Source organism: Arenimonas sp. SCN 70-307, assembly GCF_001724815.1.
Taxonomy (GTDB): domain Bacteria; phylum Pseudomonadota; class Gammaproteobacteria; order Xanthomonadales; family Xanthomonadaceae; genus Arenimonas.
On sequence record NZ_MEDO01000015.1, the window covers coordinates 1 to 14,411 of the forward strand.

The following is a 14,411-nucleotide window of genomic DNA, read 5'->3' on the forward strand; positions in this document are numbered from 1 at the left end:
GCATGCGCATACTGGCAATCCGCCTGAACGCCATGATTAGGGATCAGACCGATTGGAGGGTCCACCCGGCCTGAGCAAGACAGTTGCTCCTACAGGGGCTAGCGGCAGGAGGCGTCGACGACCTGGGTGAGGCGGCGGACTTCGGACTTGCGGTAGGCGGCGGTGTCGCTGAAGGCGTGCAGGGCGTCGGAGCGGGCCTGGCGGAGCTTGTCCTTGAACACCTGGCAGGAACCGGCGTCGTCGAGCAGCACGCAGGAGTCCTCGACCCAGCGGCAGGTGGCGCCCCAGGGGCCGGCGTCGTAGCCGAGCACCGCCAGCGGCACGCAGCGCGGGTTGGGGTCGTAGTTCTCGCTGTACCGGGTTTCGCCGTCGTAGGCCGTGCACAGGTACATCGGCGGGGGCGGCAGCGGCAGCGGCGGTGGCGGCGCCTCGATGAGGGGTTCGGCTTCGGCCGGCGGCTCGTCCGGCGGCGCCGGCCGCGGTGGCGGATCCTGCGGGCGCACCATGCTGCGCTGCTCCTGGGCCTGGCCGGCCGCGCAGGGCGCGTCCTGCAGCGTCACCCGGCCCTGGGCGTCGGTGCAGCGATAGACCGTGATCTGCTGCGCGCCGGCCGGGCCGACGCAGGCGAGCAAAATGGCTAAGCTTGGCCACCAGCGTCGATGCATGCCGGCATTGTCCGCCCGCGACGCCGCCACTTCCAGCCCGGGAAACCCCATGCTCCGACTGCTTCGCCTGGCCCTGCTGCTGCTCGCCGCCCCGGCCCTGGCCGCCATCCCGCCGGCGCCCGAACGCACCGAGGGCGAAGGCCCCTGGCCGCAGCTGATCCTGCGCGGCGCCACCGTCATCACCGGCACCGGCGCGCCGGCCTACGGGCCCGTGGACATCGTCATCGAGGGCAACCGCATCGTGCGCGTGCAGATCGTCGGCAGCGCCAACGCGCCGATCGACCCCGCCGGCCGGCCCGCGCTCAAGCCCGGCGGCCGCGAGATCGACCTCGCCGGCCACTACGTCATGCCCGGCATCGTCGACATGCACGGCCACATCGGCGGCGACGAGCAGGGCGTCAACGCCGAGTACGTGTACAAACTCTGGCTGGCGCATGGCATCACCAGCGTGCGCGACCCCGGCTGCGGCAACGGCATCGACTGGTGCGTGTCCGAGGCCCGGCGCAGCGCCGCCAACCGGATCGCCGCGCCGCGCATCTTCCCCTACGCCTTCTTCGGCATGGGCCGCGACGGACCGATGACCACGCCCGAGCAGGCCCGCCAGTGGGTGCGCGACATGAAGGCGCGCGGCGCGCTGGGCATGAAGTGCTTCGGCTACCGGCCCGACATCCTCGAGGCCGCCTTCGACGAACTCAGGAAGCAGGGCATGGGCAGCGCCTGCCACCACGCCCAGCTCGACGTCGCGCGCGTGAACGTGCTCACCACCGCGCGCTGGGGCCTGACCACCATGGAGCACTGGTACGGCCTGCCCGAGGCGCTGTTCGACGGTCAGCGCGTGCAGCAGTACCCGGCCGACTACAACTACATGGACGAACAGGACCGCTTCGGCGAGGCCGGCAAGCTCTGGGCGCAGGCGGCCGAAAAGGGCAGCCCGCGCTACGAGGCGGTGATGGCCGAGCTGCTCGCGCTCGACTTCACCCTCGATCCGACCTTCACCATCTACCAGGCCACGCGCGACCTGATGCGCGCGCGCACCGCCGAGTGGCACGACGAATACACCCATCCGGCGCTGTGGGATTTCTTCACGCCCAGCCGCCACAACCACGGCAGCTTCTTCTTCGACTGGGGCAGCGAGCAGGAAGCCGACTGGAAGGACAACTACCGCCGCTGGATGGCCTTCGTGGACGACTACAAGGACCGCGGCGGCCGCGTCACGGTCGGCAGCGATTCGGGCTACATCTACAAGACCTACGGCTTCGGCACCATCGAGGAGCTGGAGATGCTGCGCGAGGCCGGCTTCCACCCGCTGGAGGTGATGCGCGCGGCCACGCTCAGCGGCGCCGAGGCGCTGCGCGCCGACGAGCGCATCGGGTCGATCGAGCCGGGCAAGCTGGCCGACCTGGTGGTGCTGTCGGAGAACCCGCTGGCCAACCTCAAGGTGCTCTACGGCACCGGCCACATCCGCCTGGGCGCCGACGGCGAGCCCACGCGCGTGGGCGGCGTGCGCTACACGATCAAGGACGGCATCGTTTACGACGCGGCCGCGCTGCTGGCCGACGTGCGCCGCATCGTGGCGGCCGAGAAGGCGCGCCGCGGCATCGAGCGCCTGCCGCAGCCGGGCCGCTGAGGCCCGCGCCGCGGGGCGCCGCCGGGCTTAGCCGGCGGCCTTTTTCGCGACTTTCTTCGTGGCTTTCTTGGCGGCCTTCTTGGTCGCCTTCTTGGCGGTGGCCTTCTTCGCGACCTTCCTGGTCGCCTTCTTGGCCACGGCCTTCTTCGGCGCGTCGGCGTCGGCGGCCTTGGCGGCCTTCTTCGCCGGCGCCTTCTTGGCGGCCACCTTCTTGCCGAAGCGGCCGCCCTTGCGCACCGGCTTGCCCTCGGCCAGCAGGGCCTCGCACTCGGCCTGGGTCAGGCTGGCCGGGTCGCGGTCCTTGGGGATCTTGCCGTTCTTCTCGCCGTCGGTGACGTAGGGCCCGAAGCGGCCGTTGAGCACCTGGATCCCGGTGCCCGGGAAGGTCTTGATCGTGCGGTTGGCGATCATCTCCTCCTTGGCGCGGATCAGCTCGGCCGCGCGCTCGAAGGTGATCGTGTACGGATCGTCCTCCTTGCCCAGCGAGGCATAGGTGTCGCCGCGCTTGGCGAAGGGACCGAAGCGGCCGATCGCCACCGTCACCGGCTTGCCGTCCATCTCGCCGACGGTGCGCGGCAGGTCGAACAGCGGCAGCGCGTCCTCGAGCGTGATCGTGTGCATCGAGGTGCCCGGGCGCAGCGAGGCGAACTTGGGCTTCTCCTCGTCGTCCATGTGGCCGATCTGGGCGTAGGGCCCGTAGCGGCCCAGGCGCACCGACACCGGCTTGCCCGACTTCGGGTCGGTGCCCAGCAGGCGCGCGCCGGTGGCTTCGGAGCGGTCGACCGACTCGCTCTTTTCCTCCACCGTCGACTTGAACGGCTTCCAGAACCGCTCCATCAGCGGAACCCAGGCCGCTTCGCCGGCGGCCACCGCGTCGAGCTCGTCCTCGAGCCTGGCGGTGAAGTCGTAGTCGACGTACTGCGCGAAGTGGCTGGTGAGGAACTTGGCCACCGCGCGGCCCACGTCGCTGGGGCGGAAGCGGCGGTTGTCGAGGTAGACGTACTCGCGGCCCTGCAGCACCTGGATGATGCTGGCGTAGGTGGACGGACGGCCGATGCCGTATTCCTCCAGCGCCTTGACCAGCGAGGCTTCCGAGAAGCGCGGCGGCGGCTCGGTGAAGTGCTGGTCGGTGTGGATGCTGCCCAGCGGCACGTTCTGGCCGGGCTTCATCGGCGGCAGCTTGCGGCCCTCGTCCTCGTCCTCGCTGGTCTTGGCATCCTTGCCTTCCTCGTACACGGCCAGGAAGCCCGGGTCGATGATGGTGGTGCCGCTGGCGCGGAAGCTGTGCTCGCTGCCGGCGGCCAGCTCGACCGAAACGGTGTTCATCGTCGCCGGCACCATCTGCGAGGCCACGGTGCGCTTCCACACCAGTTCGTAGAGGCGGCGCGCGTCGTCGTCGAGGTACTTGGCGATCGAGGCCGGCGTGCGCAGCGCCGAGGTCGGGCGGATGGCCTCGTGGGCTTCCTGCGCGTTCTTGGACTTGGACTTGTATTCGTTGGGCTTGTCCGGCACCGCGCCGGTGCCGAAGTCGCGGGCGATGACGTCGCGGATTTCCTTCACCGCGTCCACCGACAGGTTCACCGAGTCGGTACGCATGTAGCTGATCAGGCCGACGGTGCCTTCCTCGCCGATCGCGACGCCTTCATAAAGCTTCTGCGCCACGCGCATGGTGCGCGAGGTGGTGAAGCCGAGCTTGCGCGCGGCCTCCTGCTGCAGGGTCGAGGTGATGAAGGGCGGCGCCGGGCGGCGCTTGCGCTCCTTGCTGGCCACGTCGGTGACGCGCAGGGCGTCGCCGGCGGCCTTCACCAGGCGCGCGCGGGCGGCCTCGGCGTCCTTGGCATTGGTGAGGGTGAACTGCTCGAACTTCTGGCCGTCGAGCTTCACCAGGCGGGCGGTGAAGCCCTGCTGCGGGTGGTTGAGCTCGGCCTCGACGCTCCAGTACTCGCGCGGCACGAAGGCTTCGATCTCCTCCTCGCGCTCGACGATCATGCGCAGGGCCGGCGACTGCACGCGGCCGGCCGAGAGGCCGCGCTGCACCTTGCGCCACAGCACCGGCGAGAGGTTGAAGCCCACCAGGTAGTCCAGGGCGCGGCGCGCCTGCTGGGCGTCCACCAGGTCGGCGGCCACCTGGCGCGGGTGGTCGACCGCCTCCCGGATGGCGCGCGGCGTGATCTCGGTGAACACCACCCGGTGCAGGTCCTTGCCCTTGAGCAGGTTGCGCTCCTTGAGGATCTCCGAGATGTGCCAGCTGATGGCCTCCCCTTCGCGGTCCGGGTCGGTGGCCAGGTAGATGGCGTCGGCCGCCTTGGCCGCCTTGGCGATGGCCTCGACGTGCTTGGTGTTCTTCTCGATCAGCTCGTAGCGCATGGCGAAGCCATGCTCCGGGTCGACGGCGCCTTCCTTGGGCACCAGGTCGCGGACGTGGCCGTACGAGGCCAGGACGTGGAAGTCCTTGCCCAGGTACTTGTTGATCGTCTTGGCCTTGGCGGGCGACTCGACGATGAGTAGGTTCTTGGCCATGCCGGGGATGCTCCAGGGCGGCCGCCGTTTGCGGACGCCCAGATGGCGCGGCCCGCGGGGGACGCGGGCCGGGGGGATTCTTCTTTATTCATTAAGGCCCCACGCGGGGCGGGCCTGTCAAGCAAGGCCCCGCCCCGGGGGCCGGGGCCGGCCTAGCGGCAGGCTTCCGGCAGGTAGCGGGACGGGACGCCCTCGGCGGTGCAGCTGCGGCTGCCGTCGCCGTCGTACTGCAGGGTCAGGGTGCCGCCCGCGGCACCCCGCAGCTCGGTGCGGTCGGAGAGCACCAGGACCAGGTCGCAGTAGCCCTCCTCGGGTTCGGTGAGGCGGATCACCCGCACGTTCAGGCTGGCCGCCGAGCCCTGGCCCAGCTCCTCCACGTCCCGCGGGCAGCGGTCGGTATTGGCCTTGAACTCGTCCACCATCACGCCGACCGAGCGGCCTTCGGCCAGGGCCGCGGCCACCTGCGAGCGGATGACGTAGTCCTGGTAGGCGGGCAGGGCGATGGCGGCCAGGATGGCGATGACACCCACGGCGACCATGCCCATCACCACCACCAGCACCGCGATCACGGCGCCATTGATGCCGGTGCCCTGGCGGCCGGGCTGCTCGCTGTAGGCCCACTTGTCGACCACGTAGGTGCCGGCCAGCAGGTCGTGCAGGGCCTGCTTGCGGCGGGTCCAGCCCGCCAGGAAGAAGCCGATGTAGAGCGTGGCATAGGACAGCAGGCTGCCGGCCCAGCGGGCCGAAGCCTTGCCCCAGCCCAGGCGCCGGCCGCCGGCGTCGACCACCTTGATGCCCAGGGCCAGCTTGCCCACGGTGGCCTGCAGCTTCGAGCGCTCCATGCCCACGTAATAGAAGTAGCTCATCAGCGCATAGGCCAGCACCAGCAGCACGCCACCGGTGATGGCCACGGTTTCGCCGTCGACCTGGCTGGCCGCCATGACCGCGATGATCACCGAGCCGATCATCAGCACCACGTAGTAGGCGCTGCCCAGCAGCAGGCCGTCGATGAGGTAGGCGCCCAGGCGGCGCAGGAAGCCGGCGTCCTGGACCCGGTCGATGTCGGCGGGGGCGGCCGGGCCCTGCGCGGGCGCGGCACTGGCCACCAGCGGCGGCACGGGCGGGACGGCCGGCGCGGGCAGCGGCAGCTCGGAGAGGTGTGCCTCCAGCGGCTCCCACTGGGCCATGCCTTCACGCCAGACCAGGCTCTCGCGCCGCACCTGGCCCCGGCGGAAGGCCTCGGCCAGCGCCTCGGCACCCAGCGGTCCCTGGCGCACGTGCGCATCGTCGACGAAGTACCACATCACCATGGTTCCCACTCCCCGTGGCGACGCCGGGCGTCGCGCTCCCCAAAAGAAAACGCCCGGCCGGTGCCGGGCGCCTTCACAGGGTAGCGGCGAACGCGGGTTCAGTGAACCGGTTCGGGCTCGTCCTCGAACATCTGGCTTTCCATCCAGGCATAGGCGGCCTCGGAGCCGGGCTGGTTGAACAGCACCATCAGCACCACCCACTTGAGGTCGTCCACGTCGACTTCGTCCTGGTCGAGCGCCATCACGCGGTCGAGCACCAGCTCGCGCTGGTGGGCGTCGAGCACGCCGCTGTGTTCGAGGAACATCAGGAAGCCGCGGCAGTCGGCATCGAGGCGGTCGAGCTCGGGTTCGGAGTACACCCGCACCGGGGTCTGCGGCCGCGGCGCGGCCACGGCCGGGCGCTGGCGCGCGAGTTCGTCGAGCCAGTCGAAGGCCTTGTTGATTTCGGCGGGGGTGAATCCGGCCTGGATCAGGCCGTTCTGGAGCGAGTCGCGGTCCCGGACGGCGTCGGGGTCGTCGTAGAAGTAGTGCTCGAACAGGTACAGCAGGACGTCCAGTATGGTCTCTTTCATTACCCTCAGCCTGCGCCAGGCGGCGCGATGGGAAGGTCAGGGGCGCCGGGCGTAGCGGCCGTTGTCGGCGACCACCCGCCCTTCCAACTCCATGACCAGCAGCATGGAGGACAGTTCGGCCACCGTCAATCCTGTTCGACCGGCCAGTTCATCCAAAGAGCTGGGGTCGTGGCCGAGGGCGGACCACAAGCGCTTGTGGTCGTCGGGGAGGGACGGCTGTCCGCCGGCTGAGCGTCCGGAGGCAGCGTCGGGGGCCTCGCCAAGGCGTCCGCGCAGTGATTCGGCCAGGCTGGCGGCCACCGGCCCGAGCGCCGCGATGACTTCGCCGGGCGTCTCCACCAGGGCCGCGCCCTCGCGGATCAGGCGGTGGCAGCCGCGGGCCACCGGGTTGTCCACCGAGCCGGGCAGGGCGAACACCTCGCGCCCGGCCTCGGCCGCCAGCCGGGCGCTGATCAGGGCGCCCGAGCGCAGTGCGGCCTCGACGACCACGGTGCCCAGCGACAGCCCGGCGATGATGCGGTTGCGGCCGGGGAAGTGGCTGGGCATGGCCGCGGTGCCGGGCGGGTGTTCGCTGACCACGAGACCCTCGGCGGCGATGCGCGCCATCAGGCCGGCGTTGCGGCGCGGGTAGGCCAGGTCCGGCCCGGTGCCGATCACGGCCAGGGTGCGCCCGCCGGCCTCGAGCGTGCCCTCGTGGGCGGCGGCATCGATGCCTTCGGCCAGGCCGCTGGTGACCGCCCAGCCGGCCTCGGCGAACACGCGCGCGAACCCGCGGGCGCGCTGCCGCCCGCCCGGCGAGGGATGCCGGCTGCCGACCACCGCCACCTGCGGGTGCCAGAGCAGCGCGGGGTCGCCCTCGAGGAAGAGCAGCGGCGGCGGCGACGGGGTGCGCCGCAGCAGGGCGGGATAGTCGGGCGAGTGCCAGGCCAGGACGCTCCGGCCACGGCCGGCCAGCCAGGCCTGGTCGTTGCCAAGTTGCCGCGGGCAGGGCCGGGCCAGGGCATCGCGAGCCGGGTCGGGCAGCGGCAGGCCGGCGCCATGGCGTGCGGCCGCGAGGGCGGCCTCGGGGCCGGGCTGGCTTTCGAGCAGGTGCCTCAGCAAGGCGGCGGGAAGGCCGGCGCGGGCCAGCAGGAGCAGGGCGGTGTCGGGTTCCATGGCCCCGACAGCATCACGGCGCCCTGGGGCGCCGTGATGTAGGAAAAGCTTATTCGGTGGCGTCGGGATGTTTCAGCAAGTCGCCGTGATGCACCGGCCGGATGCCATCCATCACCAGCGCGTAGCTGACCTTGTCGAAGGTGCGGAACACCATCAGGTTGCCCACGAACTCGTCCGGCAGCTGCACCTTGTCGGCCTTGGCGGCGGCACCGGTGCGGTGGCTGACGACGTCGGCGACGCGGCTGCCTTCGTTCCAGATCGACATGACGTGGCCGTTGCGGATGCCGTCGCGGGCACCCACCGACAGCGCCACCACCAGGTGCGGACCGGACTGCATGCCGTCGGCGACGGCCAGGATGCGGGCGCCGGCCGGGACGTTGTCCGGGGCGCGCGGCAGGAACTGCAGGTCGTAGGGCTGGGCCTCGGACGGCATGACGCGGTCGCCGACGCGGATCTCGCGGCCTTCCTCGCGCAGCACCACCGAAGCGACCTCGCCCCTGACGGCGGTGACTTCGCCGGTGGCGTGGATCTGCAGCTCGTAGCCCAGCTTCTCGCCGGTGGCCTCGCCGAAGCCCGGCGGCACCACCCAGTGGCTGTGCTGGCGGTCGCTGCGGAAGTCCAGCGGGCTGGCGCCCGGCAGGTTGCGCTTGTTGCCGCCGCCGAAGACGTTCACCGGGCGGGCGATGTCGACCACCATGCCCGGCGCCGCGCCCTGCAGGCCGCGCACGTAGACCAGCTGGCCGGCCGTGCTGTAGAGCCGGTCGTCCTCGAGGCCGATGACGTGGGGCAGGGCCTTCGGATCCTCGACCACGGTGAAGTGCTTGAGCAGCGCCTCGACCTCGGACAGCGGGATCGTATTGACCGCCTCGCCGACCTGCGGGCCTTCGGCCTGCACGCGCGGCTGGCCATCCACATAGACCAGGCTCAGCACCTGTCCCGGGTAGATGAGGTGCGGATTCTGCACCTGCGGGTTGGCCTGCCAGATCTCCGGCCACAGCCAGGGCTTCTGGAGGAAGCGACCCGCGATGTCCCAAAGGGTGTCGCCCTTCTTTACCACGTACGTGGTGGGATGGTCCCCGCGAAGGTCGGCCGCGATGACGGCGCCCGCGAGGGTGAGCAACATGGCAGCTGTAACTGCAAGAAGCCGTTTAAGCATGGCGGCTATCCACCTGATTTCCCCGGACAGGTTGGGCGACTATAGCCCAAATCCGGCCCCGGATTGCAAGCCCGCCGGGGGTATACTGTCGTGCCGGCCCCTTGAGGTCCGGGCCCTTGTTCCCCATCTTCCCGTCCATGGCCAAGCTCCCCATCCTGGAATTCCCCGATCCCCGCCTGCGCACGGTCGCCAAGCCCGTCGAAACGGTGGACGACGACCTGCGCCGGCTCGTGGACGACATGTTCGAAACCATGTACGCCGCGCCGGGCATCGGCCTGGCCGCGAGCCAGGTGGATGTCCACCTGCGCCTTCTCGTCCTTGACGTAAGCGAGGACCAGAGCCGGCCAATGGTGTTCATCAACCCCGAGATCCTCTCGGCCGAGGGCCACCAGGTCTACCAGGAAGGCTGCCTGTCGGTGCCGGGCATCTACGCCGACGTCAAGCGCGCCAACAAGATCCGCGTGCGTGCGCTCGACCGCGACGGCAAGGCGTTCGAGCTCGACGCCGACGGCCTGCTGGCGGTGTGCATCCAGCACGAGATGGACCACCTGGCCGGCAAGGTCTTCGTGGACTACCTCTCGCCGCTCAAGCGCGAGCAGGTCAAGAAGAAGCTCGCCAAGCAGCAGCGCGCCAGCGCCGCCTGAGATGCCCCTGCGCATCGTCTTCGCCGGTACGCCGGAGTTCGCCGTGCCCTGCCTGCGCGCGGCCGCCGGACGCGGCGAGGTGGTGGGCGTGTGGACCCAGCCCGACCGCCCGGCCGGCCGCGGCCGCCAGCTGGCGCCTTCGCCGGTGAAGCTCGAGGCGCTGTCCCGCCAGCTGCCCGTGTTCCAGCCCGAGAACTTCAAGTCCGCCGAGGCGCGTGAACAACTGAGCGCCCTGCAGCCCGACCTGATGGTGGTGGTGGCCTACGGCCTGATCCTGCCCCAGTCGGTGCTCGACATCCCGCGTTACGGCTGCTGGAACGTGCACGCCTCGCTGCTGCCGCGCTGGCGCGGCGCCGCGCCCATCCAGCGCGCGCTCGAGGCCGGCGACGCCGAAACCGGCGTGTGCCTGATGCAGATGGAGAAGGGCCTGGACACCGGCCCGGTGCTGCTCTCGCTCGCCACGCCCATCACCGACGACGACACCGGCGGCAGCCTGCACGAGCGCCTCGCCGCGCTCGGCGCCGAGGTGCTGGGCGATGGCCTGAAGCTGCTGCGCGCCGGCATGCGCCCGGTGCCGCAGCCGCAGCCTGCCGAAGGCGTCACCTACGCCCACAAGCTCGACAAGGCCGAGGCGCGGCTGGACTGGTCGCGCCCCGCGCGCGAGCTGGCCAATCGCGTTCGCGCCTTCAATCCCTGGCCGGTGGCCGAGGCCATGCTCGCCGGCGAGCGCCTGCGCATCCACGCCGCGCGCGCGCTCGACCTCGCCCACGGCCAGGCGCCCGGCACCGTGCTCGCCGCCTCCCGCGAAGGACTGGACGTGGCCTGCGGTGAAGGCGCCCTGCGCCTGCTGCAGGTGCAGCGCGAAGGGGGCCGGGCCATGCCGGTGGCCGATTACCTCAACGCCCGCCCGGCGCTGGCCGGCCGATGAGCGGCCCGGGCTCGGCCCTGCGCGCCGAGGCGGCCCGCGTGCTGCAGGCCGTGCTGGCCGAGGGTCGCTCGCTCAAGGCCGTGCTCGGCCGAAGCCTGCCGGGCGTGGCCGACCCGCGCGACCGCGCCCTGCTCGAGGCGATCTGCTTCGACGCCCTGCGCCACCGCCGCCGCTATGAGTTCGCGCTGTCGGGCTGGCTGGCCCGGCCGCTGCCGCGGCGTGACCAGGCCGTGCACTTCCTGCTGCTCGCCGGCCTGGCCCAGCTCAAGGGCCTGGGCCTGGCGCCGCACGCTGCCGTGGGCGCCACCGCAGAAGCCGCCCGCGACCTGGGCCGAAGCGGCCTGGTCGGGCTGGTGAACGCGCTGCTGCGCCGCGCCAGCCGCGAAGCGCTGCCCGAAAGCGAAGACCCGGCGGTGGCCGGCAGCCATCCGGACTGGCTGGTGGCGCGCCTGCGCGCCGACTGGCCCGCGCAGGCCGCGGCCATCCTCGCCGCCAACAACCAGGCCGCGCCGCTGTGGCTGCGCGCCAATCCGCGCCAGGGCAGCGCGGCTGCGCTGCAGGCGCGGCTCCACGAGGCCGGCCTGGACGCGGCGCTGGTGCCGGAGGTTCCGGGCGCGCTGCGCCTGGACACCCCGGTGCCGGTCGAGGCGCTGCCGGGCTGGGAGCAGGGCGCACTGTCGGTGCAGGACGGCGCCGCCCAGCTGGCCGTGCTGGCGCTCGACCCTCGGCCGGGCGAGCGCGTGCTCGATGCCTGCGCCGCGCCCGGCGGCAAGGCCGCGCAGCTCGTCGCGGCCCTGGGCAACGGCGAAGTGCTGGCGCTGGACGTCGATGCGCGCCGGCTGGCGAAGGTCTCGCAGCTGCTCCAGCGCCTGCACCTGGAGGCGCCGAACGTGCAGGTGCGCGTCGCCGATGCCGCCGCGCCGGAGGGCTGGTTCGACGGCCGCGCCTTCGACGCGATCATCCTCGACGCGCCGTGTTCGGCCACCGGCATCATCCGCCGCCAGCCCGACATCAAATGGCATCGCCGCGAGGCCGACATCGAATCCCTGGCCGTCCTGCAGGCGCGCCTGCTCGATGCGCTCTGGCCGCTGCTCAAGCCCGGCGGCCGGCTGCTCTACGCCACCTGCTCGGTGCTGGTGCAGGAGAACGCGGCGCAGGTGCAGGCCTTCCTCGAGCGCCATCCCGAGGCCGTCGTGCGGCCGCTGGACGAGCGCTTTGGCCACGCCAGCGGCGCCGGCCGCCAGCGCTTGCCGGGCGAGGGCGGCATGGATGGTTTTTTCTACGCGCTGCTGGCCCGGCCGGCCTGATCAGGCGGCGTCGTCGAGCAGCTGGTACTTGAGCCGGGCGTAACGCGCCTGCAGCCAGTGGAAGCGCAGGCCGGGCAGGCCATCGACCACGCCCAGGCGCAGCACCACGTGCTTGAGCAGGTAGGCAAGCGCCGCCAGTTCGCCGCGGCCGGGCAGCACCACCCGGCCGCGCCGGGCCTGGTCGTCGGCCCAAAGCCGGGCATGGCCCTCGAGCTTGCGCCAGTGCGCCTCGGGGCAGCCGGCGATTTCGTGCTCGATGCCGATGCGCGAATTCGCCACGCGCTGGCCGCGGGTGTCGAGCTCCTCGTGCACCGGCCGGATCTCGTAGCGCAGGTGGTTGCGGAACAGGCGCGGCAGCGGTTCGCGCGCGAAACCGCCGCCGCGCATTCGATGGCCCAGGAAATGGGCGCGCCGGCGCAGGCGCCAGGCGTCGGCATGCTCGACCGCGCCGGTTTCGAACAGCGCGCGCAAGGCATCGACCGCGCCCGGCTCGAGCCATTCGTCGGCATCGAGCAGCAGCACCCAGGGCTGGCCCGCGCGCGAGATGGCCGTGTTCTTCTGGCTGGCGTAGCCCAGCCATTCCTGGTGTTCGACCTGTGCGCCCATGCCGCGGGCGATGGCCACCGTGTCGTCGGTGGAGCCCGAGTCGAGCACGATCACTTCACGGCAAACCGCCAGCAGCGGCCCGAGGCAGCGCGCGATGCGCCCGGCTTCGTCGCGGGTGACGACGATGCCGGTGAGGGGCAGGGGCGTGGCCATGGGCACGGGCTTGTCCGGGGGGCGGGCCCGGTGATTATAGTGGCGCGCCATGACAACCGCCGACCGTCGAGCCGCCCTCGCCCTGCTCACACTGGCCTTGCTGGTGCTCGCCGCGGGTTACGGCCTGCGCGACCCCTGGCCCGCCGACGAACCCCGCTTCGTGCTGGTGGCCAAGCAGATGGTCGACAGCGGCGACTACCTGTTCCCGCACCGCGGCGCCGAGCTCTACCCCGACAAGCCGCCGATCTACTTCTGGCTGCTCTCGCTGGCCTACGGGCTCGTGGGCAGCTGGCGCGGCAGCTTCCTGCTGCCCTCGCTGCTTTCGGCCCTGGGCACGCTGGCTCTGGTGTACGACCTCGGCCGGCGCCTGTGGAGCCCGCGCGCCGGCTTCTGGGCGGCGACGGCGGTGCTGGTGAGCCTGCAGTTCGTCTACCAGGCCAAACGCGCGCAGATCGACCCGACCCTGGTCTTCATGACCACCTTCGCCTTCTATGGCCTGTGCCGGCACGTGCTGCAGGGCCCGCACTGGCGCTGGTACCTGGCCGCCTGCTTCGCCGCCGGCCTGGGCGTGGTGACCAAGGGCGTGGGCTTCCTGCCGCTGCTGGCGCTGCTGCCCTTCGCGCTGATGGCGAGGCGGGGCTGGCAGGGCCTGGCGCCGGTGCCGGCGGGCAGCGGCCTGCGCTGGTGGGCGGGCGGCCTGGCCTTCCTTGCGGCGATCGCGCTCTGGCTGGGGCCGGTGCTGGCGGTGGGACTGACCAGCGGCAACCCCGAGCACGAGGAATACCTGCGCAACATCCTGTTCAAGCAGACCGCGCAGCGTTATGCCGACCCGTGGCACCACCACGAGCCCTTCTGGTATTTCGGCCAGGTGGTGCTGCTCTTCTGGGCGCCTTTTTCGCTGGCGCTGCCCTGGCTGCTGCGCCCCTGGCGCGAGGCCTGGCGGGCTCGCGACGCAAAGGTCTGGCTGCCGCTGGCCTGGTTCGGCCTGGTGATCGTGTTCTTCAGCCTCAGCGCCGGCAAACGCGACATGTACATCCTGCCGGCGCTGCCGGCGCTGGCGCTGGCGGCCGCGCCCTTCCTCGACGACATCTCGCGGCGGCGCGGTTTCCGCCTGCTCGTGCTGGCCTTCACCGCGCTGCTGTCGCTGGTGCTGGCGGCCGGCGGCCTGATGGCCCTGTTCGGCGACCCCTCGTTCGAGGCGAAGTTGGTGGCCGAGCGTGGCCTGGGCCAGGAAGCGCGCTGGCTGTGGTGGATGCTGGTCGGGGTCGGCGGCAGCGGCCTGCTGGCGGTGCTGGTTGCGGCGGCGGCGAAGCTGCGCGGCGCGCTGGCGGCCTGCGCCTGGCTGCTGGCGGCGCTGTGGTGCGGCTACGGCTTCGTGGTGCATCCGCTGCTGGACGACGAGAACTCCGCGCGCAAGGTGATGCAGGCCGCGCGCGACCTCGCCGGGCCCGGCACGACCATCGGCCTGGTGGACTGGAAGGAGCAGAACCTGCTGCAGGCCGTCGGCCCGGTGGCCGAGTTCGGCTTCCGCGCCGATCCGCTCGTGCAGCTGGCCCGCGCCCGCGCCTGGCTGGCGCAGGCGCCGGGCGAGCGCGTGCTGATGCTGCAGTCGAGCAAGGACCTGGCCTGCGTGGACACCGCGGCCGGTAGCCAGCGCGTCGGAACCGCCAACCGCCGCGTGTGGTGGCTGGTCGACGAGCGTGCGCTGGCCGGCTGCGAGGCCCCGACCGCCCCGTGAACGCCCCGCCGCTGGCCCGGCCGGCCGCGC

12 protein-coding genes are annotated in these 14,411 nt (G+C 71.8%); 5 read left to right on the forward strand and 7 right to left on the reverse strand.

The annotated features are described in order from the left end of the window. Window positions 1-98: 98 nt before the first annotated feature. A complete protein-coding gene (locus ABS41_RS09295; protein ID WP_290593229.1) occupies window positions 99-632 on the reverse strand; it encodes a DUF4124 domain-containing protein in 534 nt (177 codons plus the stop codon). A gap of 82 nt (window positions 633-714) precedes the next feature. Between ABS41_RS09295 and ABS41_RS09300 the strand changes: the two genes are divergently transcribed. Then, a complete protein-coding gene (locus tag ABS41_RS09300; RefSeq protein ID WP_290593231.1) occupies window positions 715-2,292 on the forward strand; it encodes an amidohydrolase family protein in 1,578 nt (525 codons plus the stop codon). 27 nt (window positions 2,293-2,319) lie between these two features. On the opposite strand, the gene ABS41_RS09305 is transcribed toward ABS41_RS09300, so the two are convergent. From ABS41_RS09305 to ABS41_RS09325, 5 genes are all read right to left on the reverse strand, one after another. Further along, window positions 2,320-4,812: a DNA topoisomerase I gene (locus tag ABS41_RS09305; RefSeq protein WP_290593233.1), complete on the reverse strand. Its 2,493-nt coding sequence runs from the start codon at window positions 4,810-4,812 to the stop codon at window positions 2,320-2,322. Between the two features lie 152 nt (window positions 4,813-4,964). Next, entirely contained in the window at window positions 4,965-6,122 is a 1,158-nt protein-coding gene (locus tag ABS41_RS09310; RefSeq protein ID WP_290593235.1) for an RDD family protein, read from the reverse strand. Between the two features lie 98 nt (window positions 6,123-6,220). Then, a complete protein-coding gene (locus ABS41_RS09315) occupies window positions 6,221-6,694 on the reverse strand; it encodes a DUF494 family protein (protein WP_290593236.1) in 474 nt (157 codons plus the stop codon). A gap of 36 nt (window positions 6,695-6,730) precedes the next feature. After that, the gene (gene dprA / locus ABS41_RS09320) at window positions 6,731-7,849 is read right to left on the reverse strand and encodes a DNA-processing protein DprA (protein WP_290593238.1); all 1,119 of its coding nucleotides are present in this window, start codon (window positions 7,847-7,849) and stop codon (window positions 6,731-6,733) included. Between the two features lie 49 nt (window positions 7,850-7,898). Continuing rightward, window positions 7,899-9,005 carry a LysM domain-containing protein gene (locus ABS41_RS09325; protein WP_343123831.1) on the reverse strand — a complete coding sequence of 369 codons (1,107 nt, stop codon included), beginning with the start codon at window positions 9,003-9,005 and terminating at the stop codon, window positions 7,899-7,901. A gap of 137 nt (window positions 9,006-9,142) precedes the next feature. Here ABS41_RS09325 and def point away from each other — a divergent pair, with 137 nt between their 5' ends. Genes def through rsmB form a run of 3 tightly spaced genes read left to right on the forward strand, consistent with a single transcriptional unit; the run spans window position 9,143 to window position 11,884 of the window. Further along, window positions 9,143-9,649, forward strand: coding sequence for a peptide deformylase (def, locus tag ABS41_RS09330; RefSeq protein ID WP_290593242.1), 507 nt, complete (start codon window positions 9,143-9,145; stop codon window positions 9,647-9,649). A gap of 7 nt (window positions 9,650-9,656) precedes the next feature. Beyond that, window positions 9,657-10,577 (forward strand): methionyl-tRNA formyltransferase, encoded by a 921-nt coding sequence (gene fmt / locus ABS41_RS09335; RefSeq protein ID WP_290593337.1) that lies wholly within the window; start codon window positions 9,657-9,659, stop codon window positions 10,575-10,577. Continuing rightward, window positions 10,574-11,884, forward strand: a complete 1,311-nt coding sequence (rsmB, locus tag ABS41_RS09340; protein ID WP_290593244.1) for a 16S rRNA (cytosine(967)-C(5))-methyltransferase RsmB — start codon at window positions 10,574-10,576, stop codon at window positions 11,882-11,884. The genes fmt and rsmB overlap by 4 nt, the downstream gene beginning before the upstream one ends. Here rsmB and ABS41_RS09345 read toward each other — a convergent pair whose 3' ends face one another. Continuing rightward, on the reverse strand, window positions 11,885-12,643 hold the full coding sequence (locus tag ABS41_RS09345; RefSeq protein WP_290593246.1) for a glycosyltransferase family 2 protein: 759 nt from the start codon (window positions 12,641-12,643) through the stop codon (window positions 11,885-11,887). Between the two features lie 49 nt (window positions 12,644-12,692). Here ABS41_RS09345 and ABS41_RS09350 point away from each other — a divergent pair, with 49 nt between their 5' ends. Beyond that, window positions 12,693-14,381, forward strand: coding sequence for a glycosyltransferase family 39 protein (locus ABS41_RS09350; RefSeq protein WP_290593248.1), 1,689 nt, complete (start codon window positions 12,693-12,695; stop codon window positions 14,379-14,381). The last annotated feature ends 30 nt before the right edge of the window (window positions 14,382-14,411 follow it).

What these genes read in the sequence shown, in the direction of transcription:
- ABS41_RS09315 (WP_290593236.1), bottom strand. Translation starts at nt 6,694, where the DNA reads ATGAAAGAGACCATACTGGACGTCCTGCTGTACCTGTTCGAGCACTAC.
- ABS41_RS09310 (WP_290593235.1), bottom strand. Translation starts at nt 6,122, where the DNA reads ATGGTGATGTGGTACTTCGTCGACGATGCGCACGTGCGCCAGGGACCG.
- dprA (WP_290593238.1), bottom strand. Translation starts at nt 7,849, where the DNA reads ATGGAACCCGACACCGCCCTGCTCCTGCTGGCCCGCGCCGGCCTTCCC.
- def (WP_290593242.1), top strand. Translation starts at nt 9,143, where the DNA reads ATGGCCAAGCTCCCCATCCTGGAATTCCCCGATCCCCGCCTGCGCACG.
- ABS41_RS09305 (WP_290593233.1), bottom strand. Translation starts at nt 4,812, where the DNA reads ATGGCCAAGAACCTACTCATCGTCGAGTCGCCCGCCAAGGCCAAGACG.
- rsmB (WP_290593244.1), top strand. Translation starts at nt 10,574, where the DNA reads ATGAGCGGCCCGGGCTCGGCCCTGCGCGCCGAGGCGGCCCGCGTGCTG.
- ABS41_RS09345 (WP_290593246.1), bottom strand. Translation starts at nt 12,643, where the DNA reads ATGGCCACGCCCCTGCCCCTCACCGGCATCGTCGTCACCCGCGACGAA.
- ABS41_RS09350 (WP_290593248.1), top strand. Translation starts at nt 12,693, where the DNA reads ATGACAACCGCCGACCGTCGAGCCGCCCTCGCCCTGCTCACACTGGCC.
- ABS41_RS09325 (WP_343123831.1), bottom strand. Translation starts at nt 9,005, where the DNA reads ATGCTTAAACGGCTTCTTGCAGTTACAGCTGCCATGTTGCTCACCCTC.
- ABS41_RS09300 (WP_290593231.1), top strand. Translation starts at nt 715, where the DNA reads ATGCTCCGACTGCTTCGCCTGGCCCTGCTGCTGCTCGCCGCCCCGGCC.